The 16,033-nt window shown below is 65.9% G+C and carries 12 protein-coding genes, 1 pseudogene and 1 riboswitch; of the genes and pseudogenes, 7 read left to right on the top strand and 6 right to left on the bottom strand.

Annotated elements, in window-relative coordinates; all coding sequences use genetic code 11:
• The first annotated feature begins 29 nt into the window (after positions 1 to 29).
• Entirely contained in the window at positions 30 to 1,118 is a 1,089-nt protein-coding gene (locus L6D77_RS07260; RefSeq protein ID WP_232882549.1) for a glycosyltransferase, read from the top strand.
• A 3-nt stretch (positions 1,119 to 1,121) separates the two neighbouring features.
• Here the strand turns inward: L6D77_RS07260 and L6D77_RS07255 are convergent, their stop codons facing one another.
• Positions 1,122 to 1,727: a BUD32 family EKC/KEOPS complex subunit gene (locus L6D77_RS07255; RefSeq protein WP_232882548.1), complete on the bottom strand. Its 606-nt coding sequence runs from the start codon at positions 1,725 to 1,727 to the stop codon at positions 1,122 to 1,124.
• A gap of 106 nt (positions 1,728 to 1,833) precedes the next feature.
• On the opposite strand from L6D77_RS07255, the gene L6D77_RS07250 reads away from it, so the two are divergent.
• The 3 genes from L6D77_RS07250 to hldE all read left to right on the top strand — a co-directional run bounded on the left by L6D77_RS07250 (position 1,834) and on the right by hldE (position 6,384).
• On the top strand, positions 1,834 to 3,009 hold the full coding sequence (locus L6D77_RS07250; RefSeq protein WP_232882547.1) for an O-antigen ligase family protein: 1,176 nt from the start codon (positions 1,834 to 1,836) through the stop codon (positions 3,007 to 3,009).
• A gap of 15 nt (positions 3,010 to 3,024) precedes the next feature.
• Complete coding sequence (gene msbA, locus L6D77_RS07245; protein WP_232882546.1) at positions 3,025 to 4,833, top strand: lipid A export permease/ATP-binding protein MsbA; 1,809 nt, start codon at positions 3,025 to 3,027, stop codon at positions 4,831 to 4,833.
• A 129-nt stretch (positions 4,834 to 4,962) separates the two neighbouring features.
• Entirely contained in the window at positions 4,963 to 6,384 is a 1,422-nt protein-coding gene (hldE, locus tag L6D77_RS07240; protein ID WP_232882545.1) for a bifunctional D-glycero-beta-D-manno-heptose-7-phosphate kinase/D-glycero-beta-D-manno-heptose 1-phosphate adenylyltransferase HldE, read from the top strand.
• Between the two features lie 110 nt (positions 6,385 to 6,494).
• On the opposite strand, the gene L6D77_RS07235 is transcribed toward hldE, so the two are convergent.
• From L6D77_RS07235 to L6D77_RS07220, 4 genes are all read right to left on the bottom strand, one after another.
• Positions 6,495 to 7,460 carry a metal ABC transporter ATPase gene (locus L6D77_RS07235; protein WP_232882544.1) on the bottom strand — a complete coding sequence of 322 codons (966 nt, stop codon included), beginning with the start codon at positions 7,458 to 7,460 and terminating at the stop codon, positions 6,495 to 6,497.
• Between the two features lie 37 nt (positions 7,461 to 7,497).
• Positions 7,498 to 8,310, bottom strand: coding sequence for an aldo/keto reductase (locus tag L6D77_RS07230; protein WP_232882543.1), 813 nt, complete (start codon positions 8,308 to 8,310; stop codon positions 7,498 to 7,500).
• Positions 8,307 to 9,482 (bottom strand): NAD(P)/FAD-dependent oxidoreductase, encoded by a 1,176-nt coding sequence (locus L6D77_RS07225; protein WP_232882542.1) that lies wholly within the window; start codon positions 9,480 to 9,482, stop codon positions 8,307 to 8,309. The genes L6D77_RS07230 and L6D77_RS07225 overlap by 4 nt, the downstream gene beginning before the upstream one ends.
• Positions 9,483 to 9,551: 69 nt before the next feature.
• Positions 9,552 to 9,884: a DMT family transporter gene (locus L6D77_RS07220; protein WP_011535981.1), complete on the bottom strand. Its 333-nt coding sequence runs from the start codon at positions 9,882 to 9,884 to the stop codon at positions 9,552 to 9,554.
• Positions 9,885 to 9,974: 90 nt separating this feature from the next.
• Here L6D77_RS07220 and L6D77_RS07215 point away from each other — a divergent pair, with 90 nt between their 5' ends.
• Positions 9,975 to 10,865 (top strand): LysR family transcriptional regulator, encoded by an 891-nt coding sequence (locus tag L6D77_RS07215; protein ID WP_232882541.1) that lies wholly within the window; start codon positions 9,975 to 9,977, stop codon positions 10,863 to 10,865.
• Between the two features lie 11 nt (positions 10,866 to 10,876).
• Positions 10,877 to 12,148: a lipid IV(A) 3-deoxy-D-manno-octulosonic acid transferase gene (gene waaA, locus L6D77_RS07210; RefSeq protein ID WP_232882540.1), complete on the top strand. Its 1,272-nt coding sequence runs from the start codon at positions 10,877 to 10,879 to the stop codon at positions 12,146 to 12,148.
• A gap of 15 nt (positions 12,149 to 12,163) precedes the next feature.
• On the opposite strand, the pseudogene L6D77_RS07205 reads toward waaA, so the two are convergent.
• Positions 12,164 to 13,576: pseudogene (locus tag L6D77_RS07205) on the bottom strand (TolC family outer membrane protein); the annotation flags it as partial.
• A 160-nt stretch (positions 13,577 to 13,736) separates the two neighbouring features.
• Positions 13,737 to 13,843, top strand: a riboswitch (TPP riboswitch).
• A gap of 157 nt (positions 13,844 to 14,000) precedes the next feature.
• Between L6D77_RS07205 and thiC the strand changes: the two are divergent.
• Positions 14,001 to 15,881, top strand: coding sequence for a phosphomethylpyrimidine synthase ThiC (gene thiC, locus L6D77_RS07200; RefSeq protein WP_232882538.1), 1,881 nt, complete (start codon positions 14,001 to 14,003; stop codon positions 15,879 to 15,881).
• Positions 15,882 to 16,033 lie beyond the last annotated feature (152 nt).

The following is a 16,033-nucleotide window of genomic DNA, read 5'->3' as shown; positions in this document are numbered from 1 at the left end:
ATCCGTATGACCCTAGGGGCGCGATACCGTTGAATATCGTCAATGTGATGTGGTCGGGTGGTTCACCGTTCATGTCCGTACACACTGTCCACCGCCAGGTGCTGGCGCACGCCCCGGTGGGGGCGCAGGTCTGCAACTGGCTGTTGCTTGGCGATGGCTTGTGCAGTGGTGTCGGGGAAACCCGCAGCTGGCACCTGCCGTCACGCGTACTCAAGGGGCGCTTGCCCCATCGTCTGACGTTGACCTGGGTGCGTTGGCGCATGCTGCGTGCGCTGCGTGAAGCGGCGGCCGATGTGCTGCTGCTGGACGGGGTTGGTGTCGCACGCTTGCTGCTGCCACTGCTGCACCGCCTGCCCGGCTTGCAGGTGGCTGTGCTGTTCCATGGTGTGACCCGCTTGAATGCCAGGGATGTACGCCTGTTCCGCCAGTTCCCGGCCGAGCGGCTACGGGTCGCGGCGGTGTCGGCCACCCTGGCGCGCACGCTTGAGCAGACGCTTGGGCGGCCGGTGCGCACCGTACGGATCGCCCTCGACCCCCAGGCGTTCGGCCAGCAGTTGCTGGGGCGCGAGCAGGCTCGCCAGGCGCTGGGCCTGCCGGACGGCGGGCCGGTGCTGGGTGCGGTGGGGAGGCTGGTCGAGAGCAAAGGCTTTGCGCTGCTGATCGAAGCCTTCGCCGAGGCACGCGCACGGCAGCCGGGCGCACAGCTGGTGATCCTGGGTGATGGCGAGCTGCGTACGCAGCTCAAGGCCCGCGCCGAGGCGCTGGGGGTGGCCGACAGCGTGCGTTTCTGCGGCCACCGTGATGATCTGGCGCGGCTGTACCCGGCCTTCGACTGGTTGCTGGTGCCCTCGCGCTCGGAAGGCCTCGGGCTGGTGCTGCAGGAAGCCGTGCTGTCCGGGGTGCCGGTGATCTGCAGTGACCTGCCGGTGTTTCGAGAGCAGTTGGGTGAAGCGGGCCGCTATCTGCCGGTTGGCGACCAGCCCAGCTGGGCAGAGGCCATCGCCAGCTGCGCCACGTGCGATGGCGTGGCAGTGGCGCGGGAGCAATGGCAGGCGCTGGCGCCCGAGCAGGGCTGGGCGGCGTTCAAGGCCGGCTCGGCAAGCCTGCTGGGGGGCTGAGGTTTACTGGCCGATCAGGGCCGCCTGGAACTGTGCGAGGGGGAACTGCTGGTCCAGCTGTTCGCGCTCGATATAACGCGCCATGTGCTGCACGTTGCGTTGTACCATCCGCGCTGACAGCGGCGCGCGCAGGAAGCGCATGTCGGCCACGTCGATCAGCCCGAGCAGCCCTTCGGGGGTCTGCACCACGTTGCCCAGGTGCAGCGAGCGGAAGTAGATACCCGAGCGATGCAGGCGCCGGACCAGCTCGATCAGCCGTGGCAACAGCGTGTCCCAACTGAAACCGGGTTGGCGGGACAGGCCCAGCAGGGTATCGCCCGGCAGTGGGCGATACAGTACGGCGGTACGGCCTGGCAGTGGCAGCTTGTGATGGCTGATCACTTCCAGGGTAGGCAAGCCCAGTTGCGCCAGGCGCTGGGCGTTGTCGATGAAGCGCTGCGAGTAGGGGCGTAGCAGCGCAGATGAAATCAGACGCTTGCGGCGAAAAACCTTGAGGATATTGCCATCCTCAAGCAGGTAGACTTTGGCGCCATGGCTATCTGCCTCTAGCACCTTGGCGCCGAGTGTCAGCCGATCAAAGTCGGTCTGGGAGAGCCGGGAGCATTGCATGAGTTCTGGCCTTGTCTTCATGGGCAGGCAAATTGACCGGCAATGATGCCGAAAATTATCTGTTAGCACCATTGCTGGTGTGTCTGGGTTCCAACGAGGGGAAGGGATGTTGTACGAAAAGCGCTGGGCCAAGGCCTGGCTGGGGTTGGGTTTTGTCTGGTTTCTGGCGGCGATCGCACTGGCGCCGAGCAACAAGATTTACCAACAGGGTCTGATTCTGTTCCTGTGGTTGCCTACGCTGGGCTTGGCCTGGTCGGCCCGGCAGGTATTCATCGAGGCCTGGCGTCGTCAGCCGGCATTGTGGCTCGCGCTGCTGGGCTTGCTGGCCTGGTGTGCCGTGACACTGGCATGGTCCACCGCTGCGGATGGCTCGCGCGAAGTCAAGCGGCTGCTGTATATCCTGCTGTTCCTGATGGCCTTTCCCCTGTTGGCGCAGGCGGGCATTGAGCGCGTCTGGCGCCTGATGATGCTGGGCGGCGGGTTGCTGGCGCTGGCGGCGCTGATTTCGGCGGTGCGTTTCTACGGGGTGCAGCATGAGCCACTGGTGGAGCGTATCGAGGGTATCGGTGAAATTTCCCACCCGATCCTGGGTGGCTATGTGGTCGCAGCGGCGGCGCTCTGGCTGTTGTACAGCAACCCACGCCAGCGCGGATTGCAACTGGCGTGGGCGCTTGCGCTGGCATGCCTGGGGGCCTTCGTGGTGCTCAGCCAGAGCCGTGGTGCCGCCCTTGCGCTGGTGGCCACGGTGATCCTGGCGCCGCTCTGGCATCGCACTCGCAGCAGCAGCCTGTTCGCGCTCATGGCGGCTCTCGCGACCGCCGCGGCCGTCTATCTGATGTATGAGTTGATCGCCCAGCGGGGTTCCTCGTACCGTCCAGAGATCTTCCAGGCATCACTACAGATGATCAGCGAGCATCCGCTGGGCGGCCTTGGTATGGGGGCTTTCTACCGCGTGCAGGCGGCGGGCCTGGAGTTCGATCACACCCACAACATGTTCACGCACGTCGCCGTGGAGCTGGGCCTGCCCGGCATGCTGCTGTGGACGGCGGTCTGGCTGATCACCCTGGGCGAGATCGTGCGGGCCCGCGCCACGCTGTTCGGCAAGGTCCTGTTCGGCTTCTGGGTGTTCTCCACCCTGGCCATGCAGTTCGACGCCGCCAGCCTGACCGGCACACCGCGCGCCGAATGGTTCATCAGCTGGCTGCCGGTGGCGCTGGTGATGTTGTTGCCCTGGGCACATGAACCGCAACAACCCTGTGGTAAAATCGCCGGTTCAACCTGAACAGCGAGCTCGATGATGGCCGAAACACCGCTCCCGGCGGAGAACTCCTCCAGCCTGAAGATCTACTTCAGGCTGCTGAGCTACGTGAAACCCTACGTCGGCATTTTCCTGCTGAGTATCGTCGGGTTCGTGATCTTCGCCTCTACCCAGCCGATGCTGGCCGGCATTCTCAAGTACTTCGTCGACGGCCTGAGCAACCCTGAGGCCGTCCTGTTCCCCAGCGTGCCCTACCTGCGCGACCTGCAACTGCTGCAGGCCGTGCCGCTGCTGATCATCCTGATCGCGGCCTGGCAGGGCCTGGGCTCGTTCCTGGGCAACTACTTCCTGGCCAAGGTGTCGCTGTGCCTGGTGCACGACCTGCGGGTCGAGTTGTTCAACAAGCTGCTGGTGCTGCCCAACCGCTATTTCGACAACCACAACTCCGGGCACCTGATCTCGCGCATCACCTTCAACGTGACCATGGTCACCGGTGCTGCCACCGATGCGATCAAGGTGGTGATCCGCGAGGGCCTCACCGTGGTCTTCCTGTTCGTCTACCTGCTGTGGATGAACTGGCAACTGACCCTGGTCATGCTCGCCATCCTGCCGGTGATCGCGGTGATGGTAAGTACCGCCAGCAAGAAATTCCGCAAGCAGAGCAAGAAGATTCAGGTGGCCATGGGCGACGTGACCCACGTCGCGTCCGAGACCATCCAGGGTTACCGGGTGGTGCGCAGTTTCGGCGGCGAGGCCTACGAGCAGCAGCGTTTCGACAACGCCAGCCAGAGCAACACCGACAAGCAACTGCGCATGACCAAGACCGGCGCCTTGTACACGCCAATGCTGCAACTGGTGATCTACACCGCCATGGCCGCGCTGATGTTCCTGGTGCTGTTCCTGCGCGGCGATGCGTCGGCCGGTGACATGGTTGCCTACATCACTGCCGCGGGCCTGCTGCCCAAGCCGATCCGCCAGCTTTCCGAAGTCAGCTCGACCATCCAGAAGGGCCTTGCGGGTGCCGAGAGCATCTTCGAGCAGCTCGACGAAGAACCTGAGGTCGATACCGGTACCGTCGAGAAAGCGCGGGTCGAAGGCCGCCTGGAAGTGCGCAACCTCAGCTTCACCTACCCAGGCACCGAGCGCCAGGTGCTCAGCGATATCAGCTTCACTGCCGAGCCTGGGCAGATGATCGCCCTGGTCGGCCGCTCCGGCAGCGGCAAGTCGACGCTGGCGGCGCTGATCCCGCGCTTCTACCACCACACTGAAGGGCAGATCCTGCTCGACGGTGTGGAGATCGAGGAGTACCGGCTGCGCAACCTGCGCCGGCACGTGTCGCAGGTCACCCAGCACGTCACCCTGTTCAACGACACCGTGGCCAACAACATCGCCTACGGCGACCTGGCCGGCGCGCCGCGCGCGGACATCGAGGCCGCGGCGGCCGACGCCTATGCCAAGGAGTTCGTCGACCAGCTGCCCAAGGGCTTCGACACCGAAGTCGGCGAGAACGGCGTACTGCTCTCCGGCGGCCAGCGCCAGCGCCTGGCGATTGCCCGGGCGCTGCTGAAAAACGCGCCGCTGTTGATCCTCGACGAGGCCACCTCTGCGCTGGACACCGAGTCCGAGCGGCATATCCAGGCAGCCCTGGACCATGTGATGCAAGGCCGCACCACGCTGGTGATCGCCCACCGCCTGTCGACCATCGAGAAGGCCGACATGATCCTGGTGATGGACCAGGGCCGTCTGGTGGAGCGCGGTACCCATGCCGAGCTGCTGGGGGCCAATGGCTATTATGCCCGCCTGCATGCCATGGGCCTGGATGCCCCGGAAAACGCCGATATCACCTGAAACCTCAAAGATCGGGGCCTGCATGGCCCCGATTGTCACTGCAGTTGTCCACAGTGAAGGTGGCCGTAAAGCCATCCCCGACCCTGTGCTAATATCCTGCCCCTGTTCACTTTTTCATATGGGTTGCCCATGAAGTTGTCCATGCCGCGTTTCGATCAAGCCCCGGTACTGGTGGTCGGCGATGTCATGCTCGACCGCTACTGGCATGGCGGTACTTCACGTATTTCGCCTGAAGCGCCGGTGCCGGTGGTCAAGGTCGATCAGATCGAGGATCGCCCGGGCGGTGCGGCCAACGTCGCGTTGAACATTGCCGCATTGGGCGCGCCCGCCGCGCTGGTCGGCGTCACCGGCCAGGACGAGGCTGCCGACAGCCTCGCCAACAGCCTGCAGGCTGCCGGCGTGCGCTCGATCTTCCAGCGCATCGCGCACCAGCCGACCATCGTCAAGCTGCGGGTCATGAGCCGTCACCAGCAGTTGCTGCGCATCGATTTCGAAGAACCTTTCGCCACTGACGCGTTGTCGCTGGGCGCCGAGGTCGACGGCCTGCTCGAAGGCGTCAAGGTGCTGGTGCTGTCCGACTACGGCAAGGGCGCGCTGAAGAACCACCAGGCGCTGATCCAGGCCGCGCGGGCCAAAGGCATTCCGGTGCTGGCCGACCCCAAGGGCAAGGATTTCTCCATCTACCGTGGCGCCAGCCTGATCACGCCTAACCTGAGCGAGTTCGAGGCGATCGTCGGCCGGTGTGCCGACGAGGCCGAACTGGTCGCCAAGGGCCTCACGCTGCTCGACGAGCTCGACCTGGGCGCGCTGCTGGTAACCCGTGGCGAACACGGCATGACCCTGCTGCGCACCGGCCATCCGGCCCTGCACCTGCCGGCCCGTGCCCGTGAAGTGTTCGATGTCACCGGTGCCGGCGATACCGTGATTTCCACCCTGGCCGCCGCCATCGCCGCCGGTGAGGAGCTGCCCCACGCCGTCGCCCTGGCCAACCTGGCCGCCGGCATCGTGGTCGGCAAGCTCGGTACTGCGGCCATCAGTGCCCCGGAACTGCGCCGGGCCATCCAGCGCGAAGAAGGTTCCGAGCGCGGCGTGTTGGGCCTGGAGCAGCTGCTGCTGGCGATCGACGATGCCCGTGCGCACAACGAGAAGATCGTTTTCACCAATGGCTGCTTCGACATCCTCCATGCCGGCCACGTGACCTACCTGGAGCAGGCGCGCGCCCAGGGCGACCGGTTGATCGTCGCGATCAACGACGACGCCTCGGTCAGCCGTCTGAAAGGCCCGGGCCGGCCGATCAACAGCGTCGACCGGCGCATGGCCGTGCTGGCTGGGCTGGGTGCGGTGGACTGGGTGATCAGCTTCCCCGAAGACACCCCCGAGAACCTGCTGCGCCAGGTGAAGCCGGACGTGCTGGTCAAGGGCGGCGACTACGGCATCGACCAGGTGGTCGGCGCCGATATCGTCAAGGCCTACGGCGGTACGGTGCAGGTGCTGGGGCTGGTCGAGAACAGCTCGACCACCGCCATCGTCGAGAAGATCCGTAAGCACTGAAACCACTGGGGGCCGCTGCGCGGCCATCGCCGGCAAGCCGGCACCTCCCCTGTAGGAGCGGCACAAGGCCGCTCCTACAGGAAACCTGCGCAAGACAGTTGCTCCCGTGACTACTTGTGCAGCGTCCCCCGCGCTCGCTCCAGCAACTCGCGCGCCTTGTCACTGAAACGCTGCAGATGCGTTTCCGGCTTTGGCTTCTCGGCCAGCCCCTGCTGCTTCAGCCAATCCCGCCAGCGCACCCGCTCATCGCGCACCACCCAACCCTCCTGGCGGGCGAAGCTTTCTGCCAGCCACACCCCACGCGTGCTCGCCGGTAGCAGCTGGTCCTTTTTCAGGGTGTAGAGCTCAGGCAGCGGCTGGCCATCCTTCAAGGGCATCAGGTACAGGTCCGGGCGCTTGCGGTTCAGCCGCGCTACCAGTTGATCGCCCTCCAACCGTTCATCGACATGGAACAGGCTCAACGGCTTGGCGTCCCTTGGCACTTGCAGGCGCAGGTCATAGATCAACTGCAGCGAGGCCGTCGGCAGGTGCACGTAGGCCCGTGGCCGCTCCAGCAGCATCAGGTTGGCACAGTGCACGGGGCGGGCGGCGCCGGACTCGGGCGAGAGCACGAAGGGCGGGGCTTCGCGGTAATGCAGGGCGGCGGCATAGGGGGCCGGCAGCCAGGTGTCGTTGAAGCGCCCGCCCAGCCAGCCTTCAGGGGTTTCCAGCAGGCATTCCTCGGCCACTTCCTGAATGGCGGTGAGTAGCGGCAGGTTCAGCTCATGGGCGGGCACATAGCCAGAAATGAGCTTGAGCACCACATCGCCACGGTCCTGGCGGCGCTGGCGCACCAGCACCCAGTAGTCGCGGCCCTGCCAGTTCAAGGTCAGGCGCACCGAGACCCCCAGGTTGGCCAGCTCGACCACGAAGCGCTCAGGGTTGCCCAGCTGGATCGCCTTGCGCCGCTGCAGGGTCTGGGCGAAGTTCAGCGGCATGCCGATGCTCTGGTAGGTCAGGCCATCGGGGGTGGCCTCGACGTGCAGCGGCAGGGTCTTGAAGTTGCTCGGGTTCTTGCGGATCAGCGTACGCGGCACGAGGCTCCTCCTTGCGTTGGGCCCCCGCCCGGGCGGCTCAGGGCCGGGCCAGGATGCGGGCGACGGTGGCCACGTTGTGGGCCAGGTGCAGCGGGTTGATGGTGCCGACGATGGCACTGTTCACACCCGGGTGGGCAAACAGCAGCTCGAAGCTGGCCTGTACCGGGTCGACCCCGGGGGCGAGGCAGACATGCCCACTGGCCAGGGCTTTCTTCACCAGGATGGCCTTGCCGTGCTCGGCAGCGTAGTCCAGCACCGGGCGCTCCGCCTGCTCGTTGAGGTTGTAGGTGACCATGGCGCAATCGCCCTGCTCCAAGGCTTTCAGGCCACCGGCAACGGTTTTGCCAGAGAAACCATAGCCGAGAATCTTGCCTTCCTGCTTGAGTGCGGCAAGGGTTTCATAAACCGCTTCGTGTTCGAGGATCGCCAGGTCGTTGCCGTCGGAGTGCACCAGCACCAGTTCGATGCGGTCGGTTTCCAGGCGCTTGAGGCTGCGCTCCACCGAACGGCGGGTGTGCGCGGCGCTGAAGTCGAAGCGCGACTGGCCGTCGTCGAATTCTTCACCGACCTTGCTGACGATCACCCATTCGTCGCGCTGGCCGCGCAGCAGTGGCCCCAGGCGCTCTTCGCTGCGGCCATAGGCCGGCGCGGTATCGAGCAGGTTGATGCCCAGCTCGCGGGCTTGGGCGAGCAGCAGGGCGGCGGCGGCGTCGTCGGGGATGGTGAAACCGTTGGGGTATTTCACGCCCTGGTCGCGGCCGAGCTTGACCGTGCCCAGGCCCAGTGGCGAAACACGCAGGCCGGTGCTGCCCAGTGCGCGGTGATGATCGTGCAGGGTCGGCAGGCTCATGGCAGCAGTTGCTCCCAGGCTGGAACACCCAGTGGCGGGCGTGGCAGGTCGGTGAGGTCGGGGCGTGCGGCCGGGCGGATGCCGTCGCGTTCCAGGCTGGCCAGCACTCGGTCGGAAAGGTCTGGCGCCAGGGCCAGCTTGGTCGGCCAGCCCACCAGCAGGCGCCGCTGCTCGGCGAGGAAGGCGTTATCCGGGCGCACCAGGCCCGATTGCCCAGGTTCGGCCCGGTCGATGCGCAGGGTGGCCCAGCGGATCAGGCTCTGGTCGACCCAAGGCAACAGGCCTGCGACTTCCTTCTGCGCCGCGGCAATCTGCGCGGCCGGGTCACGGGCGACGCCGTCGGCCTCGGCGAGGTCGCCACCGAGGTACCACACCCACTGGCCGTCGGCCGCCGGGTGGGTGGTGACGGTGATGCGCGGCTTGGGCCCGCCGCCCAGGCAGTGGGCATACAGCGGCTTGAGGTTCGGGCCCTTGGCCAGGACCATGTGCAAGGGGCGGCGCTGCATGGCCGGCTGGTTCAGGCCCAGGGCGTGCAGCAGGTCCTCGGTACCGCCACCGGCGCTGAGGACGATGCGCTGGGCGCGGATCTCGCGGCCATCGACGTTCAACCCGACCAGCTCGTCGCCCTCGCGCAGCGGTTCGATGCGCTCGCCGGCCAGCAGGCTGTCACCGGCCAGCTGCGCCAGGTTGGCCAGCAGGCTGGGCACGTCGATGACCAGTTCGGCCAGGCGGTACACCTTGCCCTTGAAGGCGCGGTCCTGCAGGGCGGGCGGCAGTTGCTCGCCCTTGACCTGATCGACCCGGCCACGCACGGCCTTGCTGGCGAAGAAGCTGGTGAGATTGCCGGCCAGGGTGCCGGGGGACCAGAGGTAGTGGGCATCGGACAGCAGGCGGGTGCCGGTGAGGTCCAGCTCGCCGGTGCCGGCGAGGGCTTCGCGCCAGCGCCGCGGCATGTCGGCGATGGCCTCGGAGGCGCCGGTCAGGGCACCGTGCAGGGCGTACTTGGTGCCGCCGTGGATGATGCCTTGCGACTTGATGGTCTGCTCGCCGCCCAGGCTGGCGCGCTCCACCAGTACGGTCGAATAACCCTGCTTGCGCAGGCGGGCATTGAGCCAGAGGCCGGCGACCCCGGCACCGACGATCAGCACGTCGGTGGAAATGGCGGATGGCATGCGGGCACCTCAAAAGCTGGGACAGGGGCGCAGTATACAGGCCCCCGCCGGGCACAGGTGCCCTGTGGATCAATGCCCGGCAGTGTTGGAAAACACCTGGATCACCACCACCCCGCCCACGATCATGGCCATGCCCAGCATGGCTGGCACATCCAGCTTCTGCCCGTAGATCACCAGCGCGGCGACGCTGATCAGCACGATGCCCAGCCCCGACCAGATGGCGTAGGCGATGCCCACCGGGATGCTGCGCACCACCAGGGTGAGCATCCAGAACGCCACGCCATAGCCACAGATCATCAGCAGCAGCGGCAACGGCGTGCTCAAGCCCTTGACCGCTTTCATGGAAGCAGTGGCGATGACTTCGGCGCAGATGGCGATGGCGAGATAGGTATAGGCGTTCATGGTTCGGTTCCTCCGTTGCTGGTCGGGCATTCTAGGGGATGCTGGGATGGGGTAAAGTCATTACCTATCTGTACTGGAGATAGGCTGGCCATGACCGAACACTGGAACCTGGAGCAGTTGCGCCTGTTTGTGCGCACCGCCGAACTGCGCTCGTTTTCCGCCGTGGCGCGCGAGCAACGCAAGGCGCAATCGGCGGTGAGCACGGCCATCGCCCTGCTTGAGACGGACCTGGGCGTGACCCTGTTCGAGCGCAGCAGTGGCCGCCAGCCGCGCCTGACCGAAAGCGGCGCGGCACTGTTGGAGGATGCCCGTGAACTGCTGCGCCAGTGCGAACGCCTGGATGGCCGGGCGCTGGCCCTGATGCGCGGGCAGGAAGCCTTGCTGCGGGTGGCCCAGGACGAGGCCATGCCCTACCAGCCGGTGATCGACAGCCTCGACGAACTGGCCGCCCACTACCCGTATCTGGAGGTGCAACTGGCCAGCGGCGCCCAGGGCGATGTGGCGCGCAAGCTGGTGGAGCGACGTGCCGACCTGGGCCTGTTCTTCCACCACGAAAGCATCCCCGCCTCACTGGAGCGGCGCGCCCTGGGCAGCGTCGAGATGGTCACCGTGTGCGCCATCGGGCACCCGCTCGCGGGGCAGGGCAAGGTCAGCCGGCAACAGCTGGCGCGTCATCGCCAGTTGCTGATCACCCCGCAGCAGAGCGGCTACCCGGGTGGCGAGGCGATCAGCCCACAGGTGTGGCGGGCCGACAGCTTCTACGCCATGGCTGAGCTGTTGATGCGCGGCCTGGGCTGGGCCTGGTTGCCGCGCCACGTGGTGCAGTACCCCACCTACCAGGCGCAGATGGTCGAGCTGGACAGCGAGTGGCGCCCGCCCGCGCTGGTGGCCGAGCTGGCCTGGCGCCGTGACGAGCCGCTGGGGCCTGCGGCGCAATGGCTGGCCGAGCGTTTTGCGGTGCACCTGCGGGCGATCGGGTAAACTCCGCCGCCATGAACAGAACCCTCTACTCCCTGCTGTTTCACCTGGGCCTGCCGCTGGTCGCGCTGCGCCTGTTCCTGCGCGGGCGCAAGGCACCGGCGTACCGTGCGCGCATCAACGAGCGCTTCGCCTGCAAGCTACCGCCGCTGAAGCAGGGCGGGATCTGGGTGCATGCGGTGTCGGTGGGCGAGAGCATCGCCGCCGCGCCCTTGGTGCGCGCGCTGCTTAAACAGTATCCGGACCTGCCGATCACCCTGACCTGCATGACCCCGACCGGCTCGGAGCGCATCCGCGCGATGTTCGACGGCGAGCCGCGGGTGCAGCACTGCTACCTGCCCTATGACCTGCCATGGGCAGCGGGGCGTTTCCTCGACCATGTGCGCCCGAAGCTCGGCATCATCATGGAAACCGAGCTGTGGCCGAACCATATCCACCAGTGCGCCAGGCGCGGCATCCCGGTGGCGTTGGCCAATGCGCGGCTATCCGCGCGTTCGGCCCGGGGCTATGGTCGTTTTGCCGGGCTGACTCGGCCGATGCTCGAAGAAATGAGCCTGATCGCCGTGCAGACCGAAACCGAGGCCGAGCGCTTTCGCAGCCTTGGCGCGCGCAGCGAATGCGTGCAGGTGACGGGGTCGATCAAGTTCGACCTGAAAGTGGACGACCAACTATTGCCCCGCGCCCAGGCGTTGCGCGAGCAATGGGGGGCGGCGCAGCGCCCGGTGTGGATCGCCGCCAGCACCCATGATGGCGAGGATGCGCTGATCCTCGATGCGCACCGGCAACTGCTCCAGGTGCACGGCGATGCGCTGCTGATCCTGGTGCCGCGCCACCCCGAGCGGTTCAATGCGGTACATGCGCTGTGCAGCGACCAGTTCGCCACGGTGCGCCGTTCCACCGGGGAGGCGGTTCAGGCCCAGACCCAGGTGCTGCTGGGCGACACCATGGGCGAGTTGCTGTTCCTCTATGCCCTGGCCGACATCGCCTTCGTCGGCGGCAGCCTGGTGGCCACTGGCGGGCACAACCCGCTGGAGCCCGCCGCGCTGGCGCTGCCGGTGCTGATGGGGCCGCATGTGTTCAACTTCCTCGAGATCAGCGCGATGCTGCGTGAGGCGGGGGCGTTGCAGCAGGTGGACGATGCCGAAGGGTTGGCGGGCGCGGTGCGGCGCTTGATCGAGCTGCCGCAGGATGCCCGGCGCATGGGCGAGGCGGGCAGGGCGGTGATGCGGGCCAATCAGGGGGCGTTGCAGCGGTTGCTGGATGGGTTGGGGCGGCTCATCGGCTGAAATTTTCACCGGCTTCTTCGCCGCCGCCGCCGCCAGGTCCGGTGGCAGGAAGTCCTTGTCCGGGTTGTAGTCGGCCTTCAAGTACCGCCCCAGGTCCTGCAGATCCTGCGGGCTCAAGGTCCCCGCCGCCTGCTTCAGGCGCAGGTTGTCGAGGATGTAGTCATAGCGGCTGTTGTTGTAGTCGCGCACCGAGGTGTACAGCTGGCGCTGGGCATCCAGCACGTCGACGATGTTGCGGGTACCCACCTGGTAGCCGATTTCGGTGGCTTCCAGCGCGCTCTGGTTGGAGATGATCGACTGCTTGCGCGCCTGCACCTGTTCCACGTCGGTGTTGACCGCGCGGTGCAGGTTACGGGTGTTCTCCACCACCTGGCGGCGCAGGCTCTCGCGTTGCTGCTCGCTCTGGCTCAGGCGTTGGTAGGCCTCGCGCACCTGCGAGCTGGTCAGCCCGCCGCTGTAGATCGGAATGTTCAACTGCAGGCCGACACTGGTCTGCTCCACATCACCGCCGTAACGGATGCCGTTCTGCGAGGGGTTGGTGAAGCCGAGGCTGTCGTTGTCGCCCTTTTGGTACTTGGCCACCGCATCGAGGGTTGGCGCGTGGCCGGCCTTGCGCTGGCGCAGGGTTTCTTCGGCGGCATCGACCGCGTGGTTGGTGGCCAGCAGGTTGAGGTTCTGGCGCCCGGCGGTTTCGACCCAGGCCTTGGCGTCGTTGGGGGTCGGCACCTGGATCGGCAGGGTGTGGACCACGCCCTGGATCGAGCTGTACTGGCGGTTGGTCAGGGTGATCAGGGCCTCGAAGGCGTCCTGGACCTGGCGCTCGGCAATGATCCGGTTGGCCCGGGCGGTGTCGTAGCTGGCCTGGGATTGCAGCACGTCGGTCTTGTCCGAGAGGCCGACGTCGAAACGCTCGTTGGACTGGTCCAGCTGGCGCTTGAACGCGGCTTCCTCGGCCTTGGTCGAGGCCAGGTTGTCCTGGGCGCGCAGCACGCTGAAGTAGTTCTCGGCGGTTTGCAGGATCAGGTTCTGCTCGGTGGCCGACAGCTCCAGCGCGGCCTGCTCGTTGACCGCTTCGGCGGCTTGCAGCTGGAACCAGCGGTCGGCGCGGAAGATCGGCTGGGCGAGGGTGGCGCTCCAGGAATTGCCGCTGCGGTTGGAGGTGATCGACGGCTCGTCGAGCTTGGTCCGGGTGTTCATCATTTCGGCACCGGCCGACAGGTTGGGCAGCAGGCCGGCGCGGGCCTGTGGCACCACTTCGCGGCGGGCACCGTAGTCGGCGCGGGCGGCGGCCAGGTCGGCGTTGTTGTCGACCGCTTCCTGGTAGACGCTGACCAGGTCGGTCTTGACCGTGGTGGGCGTATCCACTGCCCACGCCACTCCGTGGGTCGCACAAGACACGGCAATCGCCAGTGAGAGTTTGCGCAGCATAGGGCAATCCTTGATCGAGTTTTAAATACTGTACTGTCGGGTATCGAGCGGTGGGCCAGTGTAGTGCCGCGCGCGTCCATCAACAATCCGCTGCTTGCGCCATTTATCACCCCCGGAATTACTTGCTTGGCTTTGCCGACCACTCCAGCTTAGACTGCGCACGTTCTTGTCGGGGTGCCTTGATGCAAAGGCTGAGATCGCAAAGTTGCGGATCCCGTTGAACCTGATCAGGTTAGCGCCTGCGTAGGGAACAAGATTGCTCTCACTTCCCGGGAGCCTCTTGTGCCAGGTCCGGGATCGTCACAGCTGCATGCAGCTCATGGCACCCCATATCCGGCACTGCACTCGTCACCACGGGTGCGTCCGCGCCTTTCAGGTTCACCCCGACATTCCGCCCGCTAGGAAGCTGTCTGGAGAGCCTGTGATGAGCAAACAAGAAAAAATTATCAGCCTGAGCGAGTCGGCCCAAGTCGACCAACAGTCCGTACAACCCCTGCCCAATTCGCGCAAGGTCTACGTCGAAGGTTCGCGCCCCGACATCCGCGTGCCGATGCGTGAAATCAGCCTGCACGACACCCCCACCGACTTCGGCGGCGAAAAGAACGCCCCGGTGCTGGTGTATGACACTTCCGGCCCGTACACCGACCCCAACGTCGTCATCGACGTGCGCAAGGGCCTGGGCGATGTGCGCTCGGCGTGGATCGACGCCCGTGGCGACACCGAGCGCCTGGAAGGCCTGAGCTCCAACTTCGGCCAGCAGCGCCTGAACGATGCCGAGCTGACCAAGCTGCGTTTCGCCCATGTGCGCAACCCGCGCCGCGCCAAGCCCGGCGCCAACGTCTCGCAGATGCACTATGCCCGCCAGGGCATCATCACCGCCGAGATGGAATACGTTGCCATCCGCGAGAACATGAAGCTGCAGGAGGCCCGCGCCGCCGGCCTGCTGGACCAGCAGCACGCCGGGCACAGCTTCGGCGCCAACATCCCGAAAGAGATCACCCCCGAGTTCGTCCGCGAAGAGATCGCCCGCGGCCGCGCGATCATCCCGGCCAACATCAACCACACCGAGCTCGAGCCGATGATCATCGGCCGCAACTTCCTGGTGAAGATCAACGGCAACATCGGCAACAGCGCCCTGGGTTCCTCGATCGAGGAAGAAGTGGCCAAGCTGACCTGGGGCATCCGCTGGGGTTCGGACACGGTCATGGACCTGTCCACCGGCAAGCACATCCACGAAACCCGCGAGTGGATCATCCGCAACTCGCCGGTACCGATCGGCACCGTGCCGATCTACCAGGCCCTGGAAAAGGTCAACGGCGTTGCCGAAGACCTGACCTGGGAGCTGTTCCGCGACACTCTGATCGAACAGGCCGAGCAGGGCGTGGACTACTTCACCATCCACGCAGGCGTGTTGCTGCGCTATGTGCCGCTGACCGCCAAGCGGGTCACCGGCATCGTCAGCCGTGGCGGTTCGATCATGGCCAAGTGGTGCCTGGCGCACCACAAAGAGAACTTCCTGTACACGCACTTCGACGAGATCTGCGAAATCATGAAGGCCTACGACGTCAGCTTCTCGCTGGGCGACGGCCTGCGCCCGGGCTCGATCGCCGACGCCAACGACGCCGCCCAGTTCGGTGAGCTGGAAACCCTTGGCGAGCTGACCAAGATCGCCTGGAAGCACGACGTGCAGTGCATGATCGAAGGCCCCGGCCACGTGCCGATGCAGCTGATCAAGGAGAACATGGACAAGCAGCTCGAATGCTGCGACGAGGCGCCGTTCTACACCCTCGGCCCGCTGACCACCGACATTGCCCCGGGCTACGACCACATCACTTCGGGTATCGGTGCGGCGATGATCGGCTGGTTCGGTTGCGCCATGCTCTGCTACGTCACGCCCAAGGAACACCTGGGCCTGCCGAACAAGGATGACGTCAAGACCGGCATCATCACCTACAAGATCGCCGCCCATGCCGCCGACCTTGCCAAGGGCCACCCGGGCGCACAGATCCGCGACAACGCGCTGTCCAAGGCGCGCTTCGAGTTCCGCTGGGAAGACCAGTTCAACCTCGGCCTGGACCCGGACACCGCGCGCTCGTTCCATGACGAGACGCTGCCCAAGGAATCGGCCAAGGTCGCGCACTTCTGTTCGATGTGCGGGCCGAAGTTCTGCTCGATGAAGATCACCCAGGAAGTGCGTGAGTACGCCGCGAAGATCGACACCGTCGATGTGACGGCCGAGCAGGGCATGCGCGAGCAGGCCGAGCGGTTCCGCCAGGAAGGCAGCCAGTTGTACCAGAAGGTGTAACAAGAAAAGCGGGGCCGCTTTGCGGCCCTGTCGCGGCACGAGGCCGCTCCTACAGGCACCGCGCTGACCTTGAGCATGCGCGGTCCCTGTAGGAGCGGCCTTGTGCCGCGATACGAGGACGCAGTCCTCGCCCACAACACCCACAATAATTC

It is taken from the genome of Pseudomonas parasichuanensis (assembly GCF_021601385.1).
GTDB lineage: Bacteria > Pseudomonadota > Gammaproteobacteria > Pseudomonadales > Pseudomonadaceae > Aquipseudomonas > Aquipseudomonas parasichuanensis.
Note: the sequence above shows the minus strand (reverse complement) of the source record. Positions and strands in the feature narration are given on the sequence as shown.

Bases quoted from the DNA above. Each gene is read 5' to 3' on its own strand.
- L6D77_RS07255 (WP_232882548.1), bottom strand. From the start codon at position 1,727: ATGCAATGCTCCCGGCTCTCCCAGACCGACTTTGATCGGCTGACACTC.
- L6D77_RS07250 (WP_232882547.1), top strand. From the start codon at position 1,834: ATGTTGTACGAAAAGCGCTGGGCCAAGGCCTGGCTGGGGTTGGGTTTT.
- msbA (WP_232882546.1), top strand. From the start codon at position 3,025: ATGGCCGAAACACCGCTCCCGGCGGAGAACTCCTCCAGCCTGAAGATC.
- hldE (WP_232882545.1), top strand. From the start codon at position 4,963: ATGAAGTTGTCCATGCCGCGTTTCGATCAAGCCCCGGTACTGGTGGTC.
- L6D77_RS07230 (WP_232882543.1), bottom strand. From the start codon at position 8,310: ATGAGCCTGCCGACCCTGCACGATCATCACCGCGCACTGGGCAGCACC.
- L6D77_RS07225 (WP_232882542.1), bottom strand. From the start codon at position 9,482: ATGCCATCCGCCATTTCCACCGACGTGCTGATCGTCGGTGCCGGGGTC.
- L6D77_RS07220 (WP_011535981.1), bottom strand. From the start codon at position 9,884: ATGAACGCCTATACCTATCTCGCCATCGCCATCTGCGCCGAAGTCATC.
- L6D77_RS07215 (WP_232882541.1), top strand. From the start codon at position 9,975: ATGACCGAACACTGGAACCTGGAGCAGTTGCGCCTGTTTGTGCGCACC.
- waaA (WP_232882540.1), top strand. From the start codon at position 10,877: ATGAACAGAACCCTCTACTCCCTGCTGTTTCACCTGGGCCTGCCGCTG.
- thiC (WP_232882538.1), top strand. From the start codon at position 14,001: ATGAGCAAACAAGAAAAAATTATCAGCCTGAGCGAGTCGGCCCAAGTC.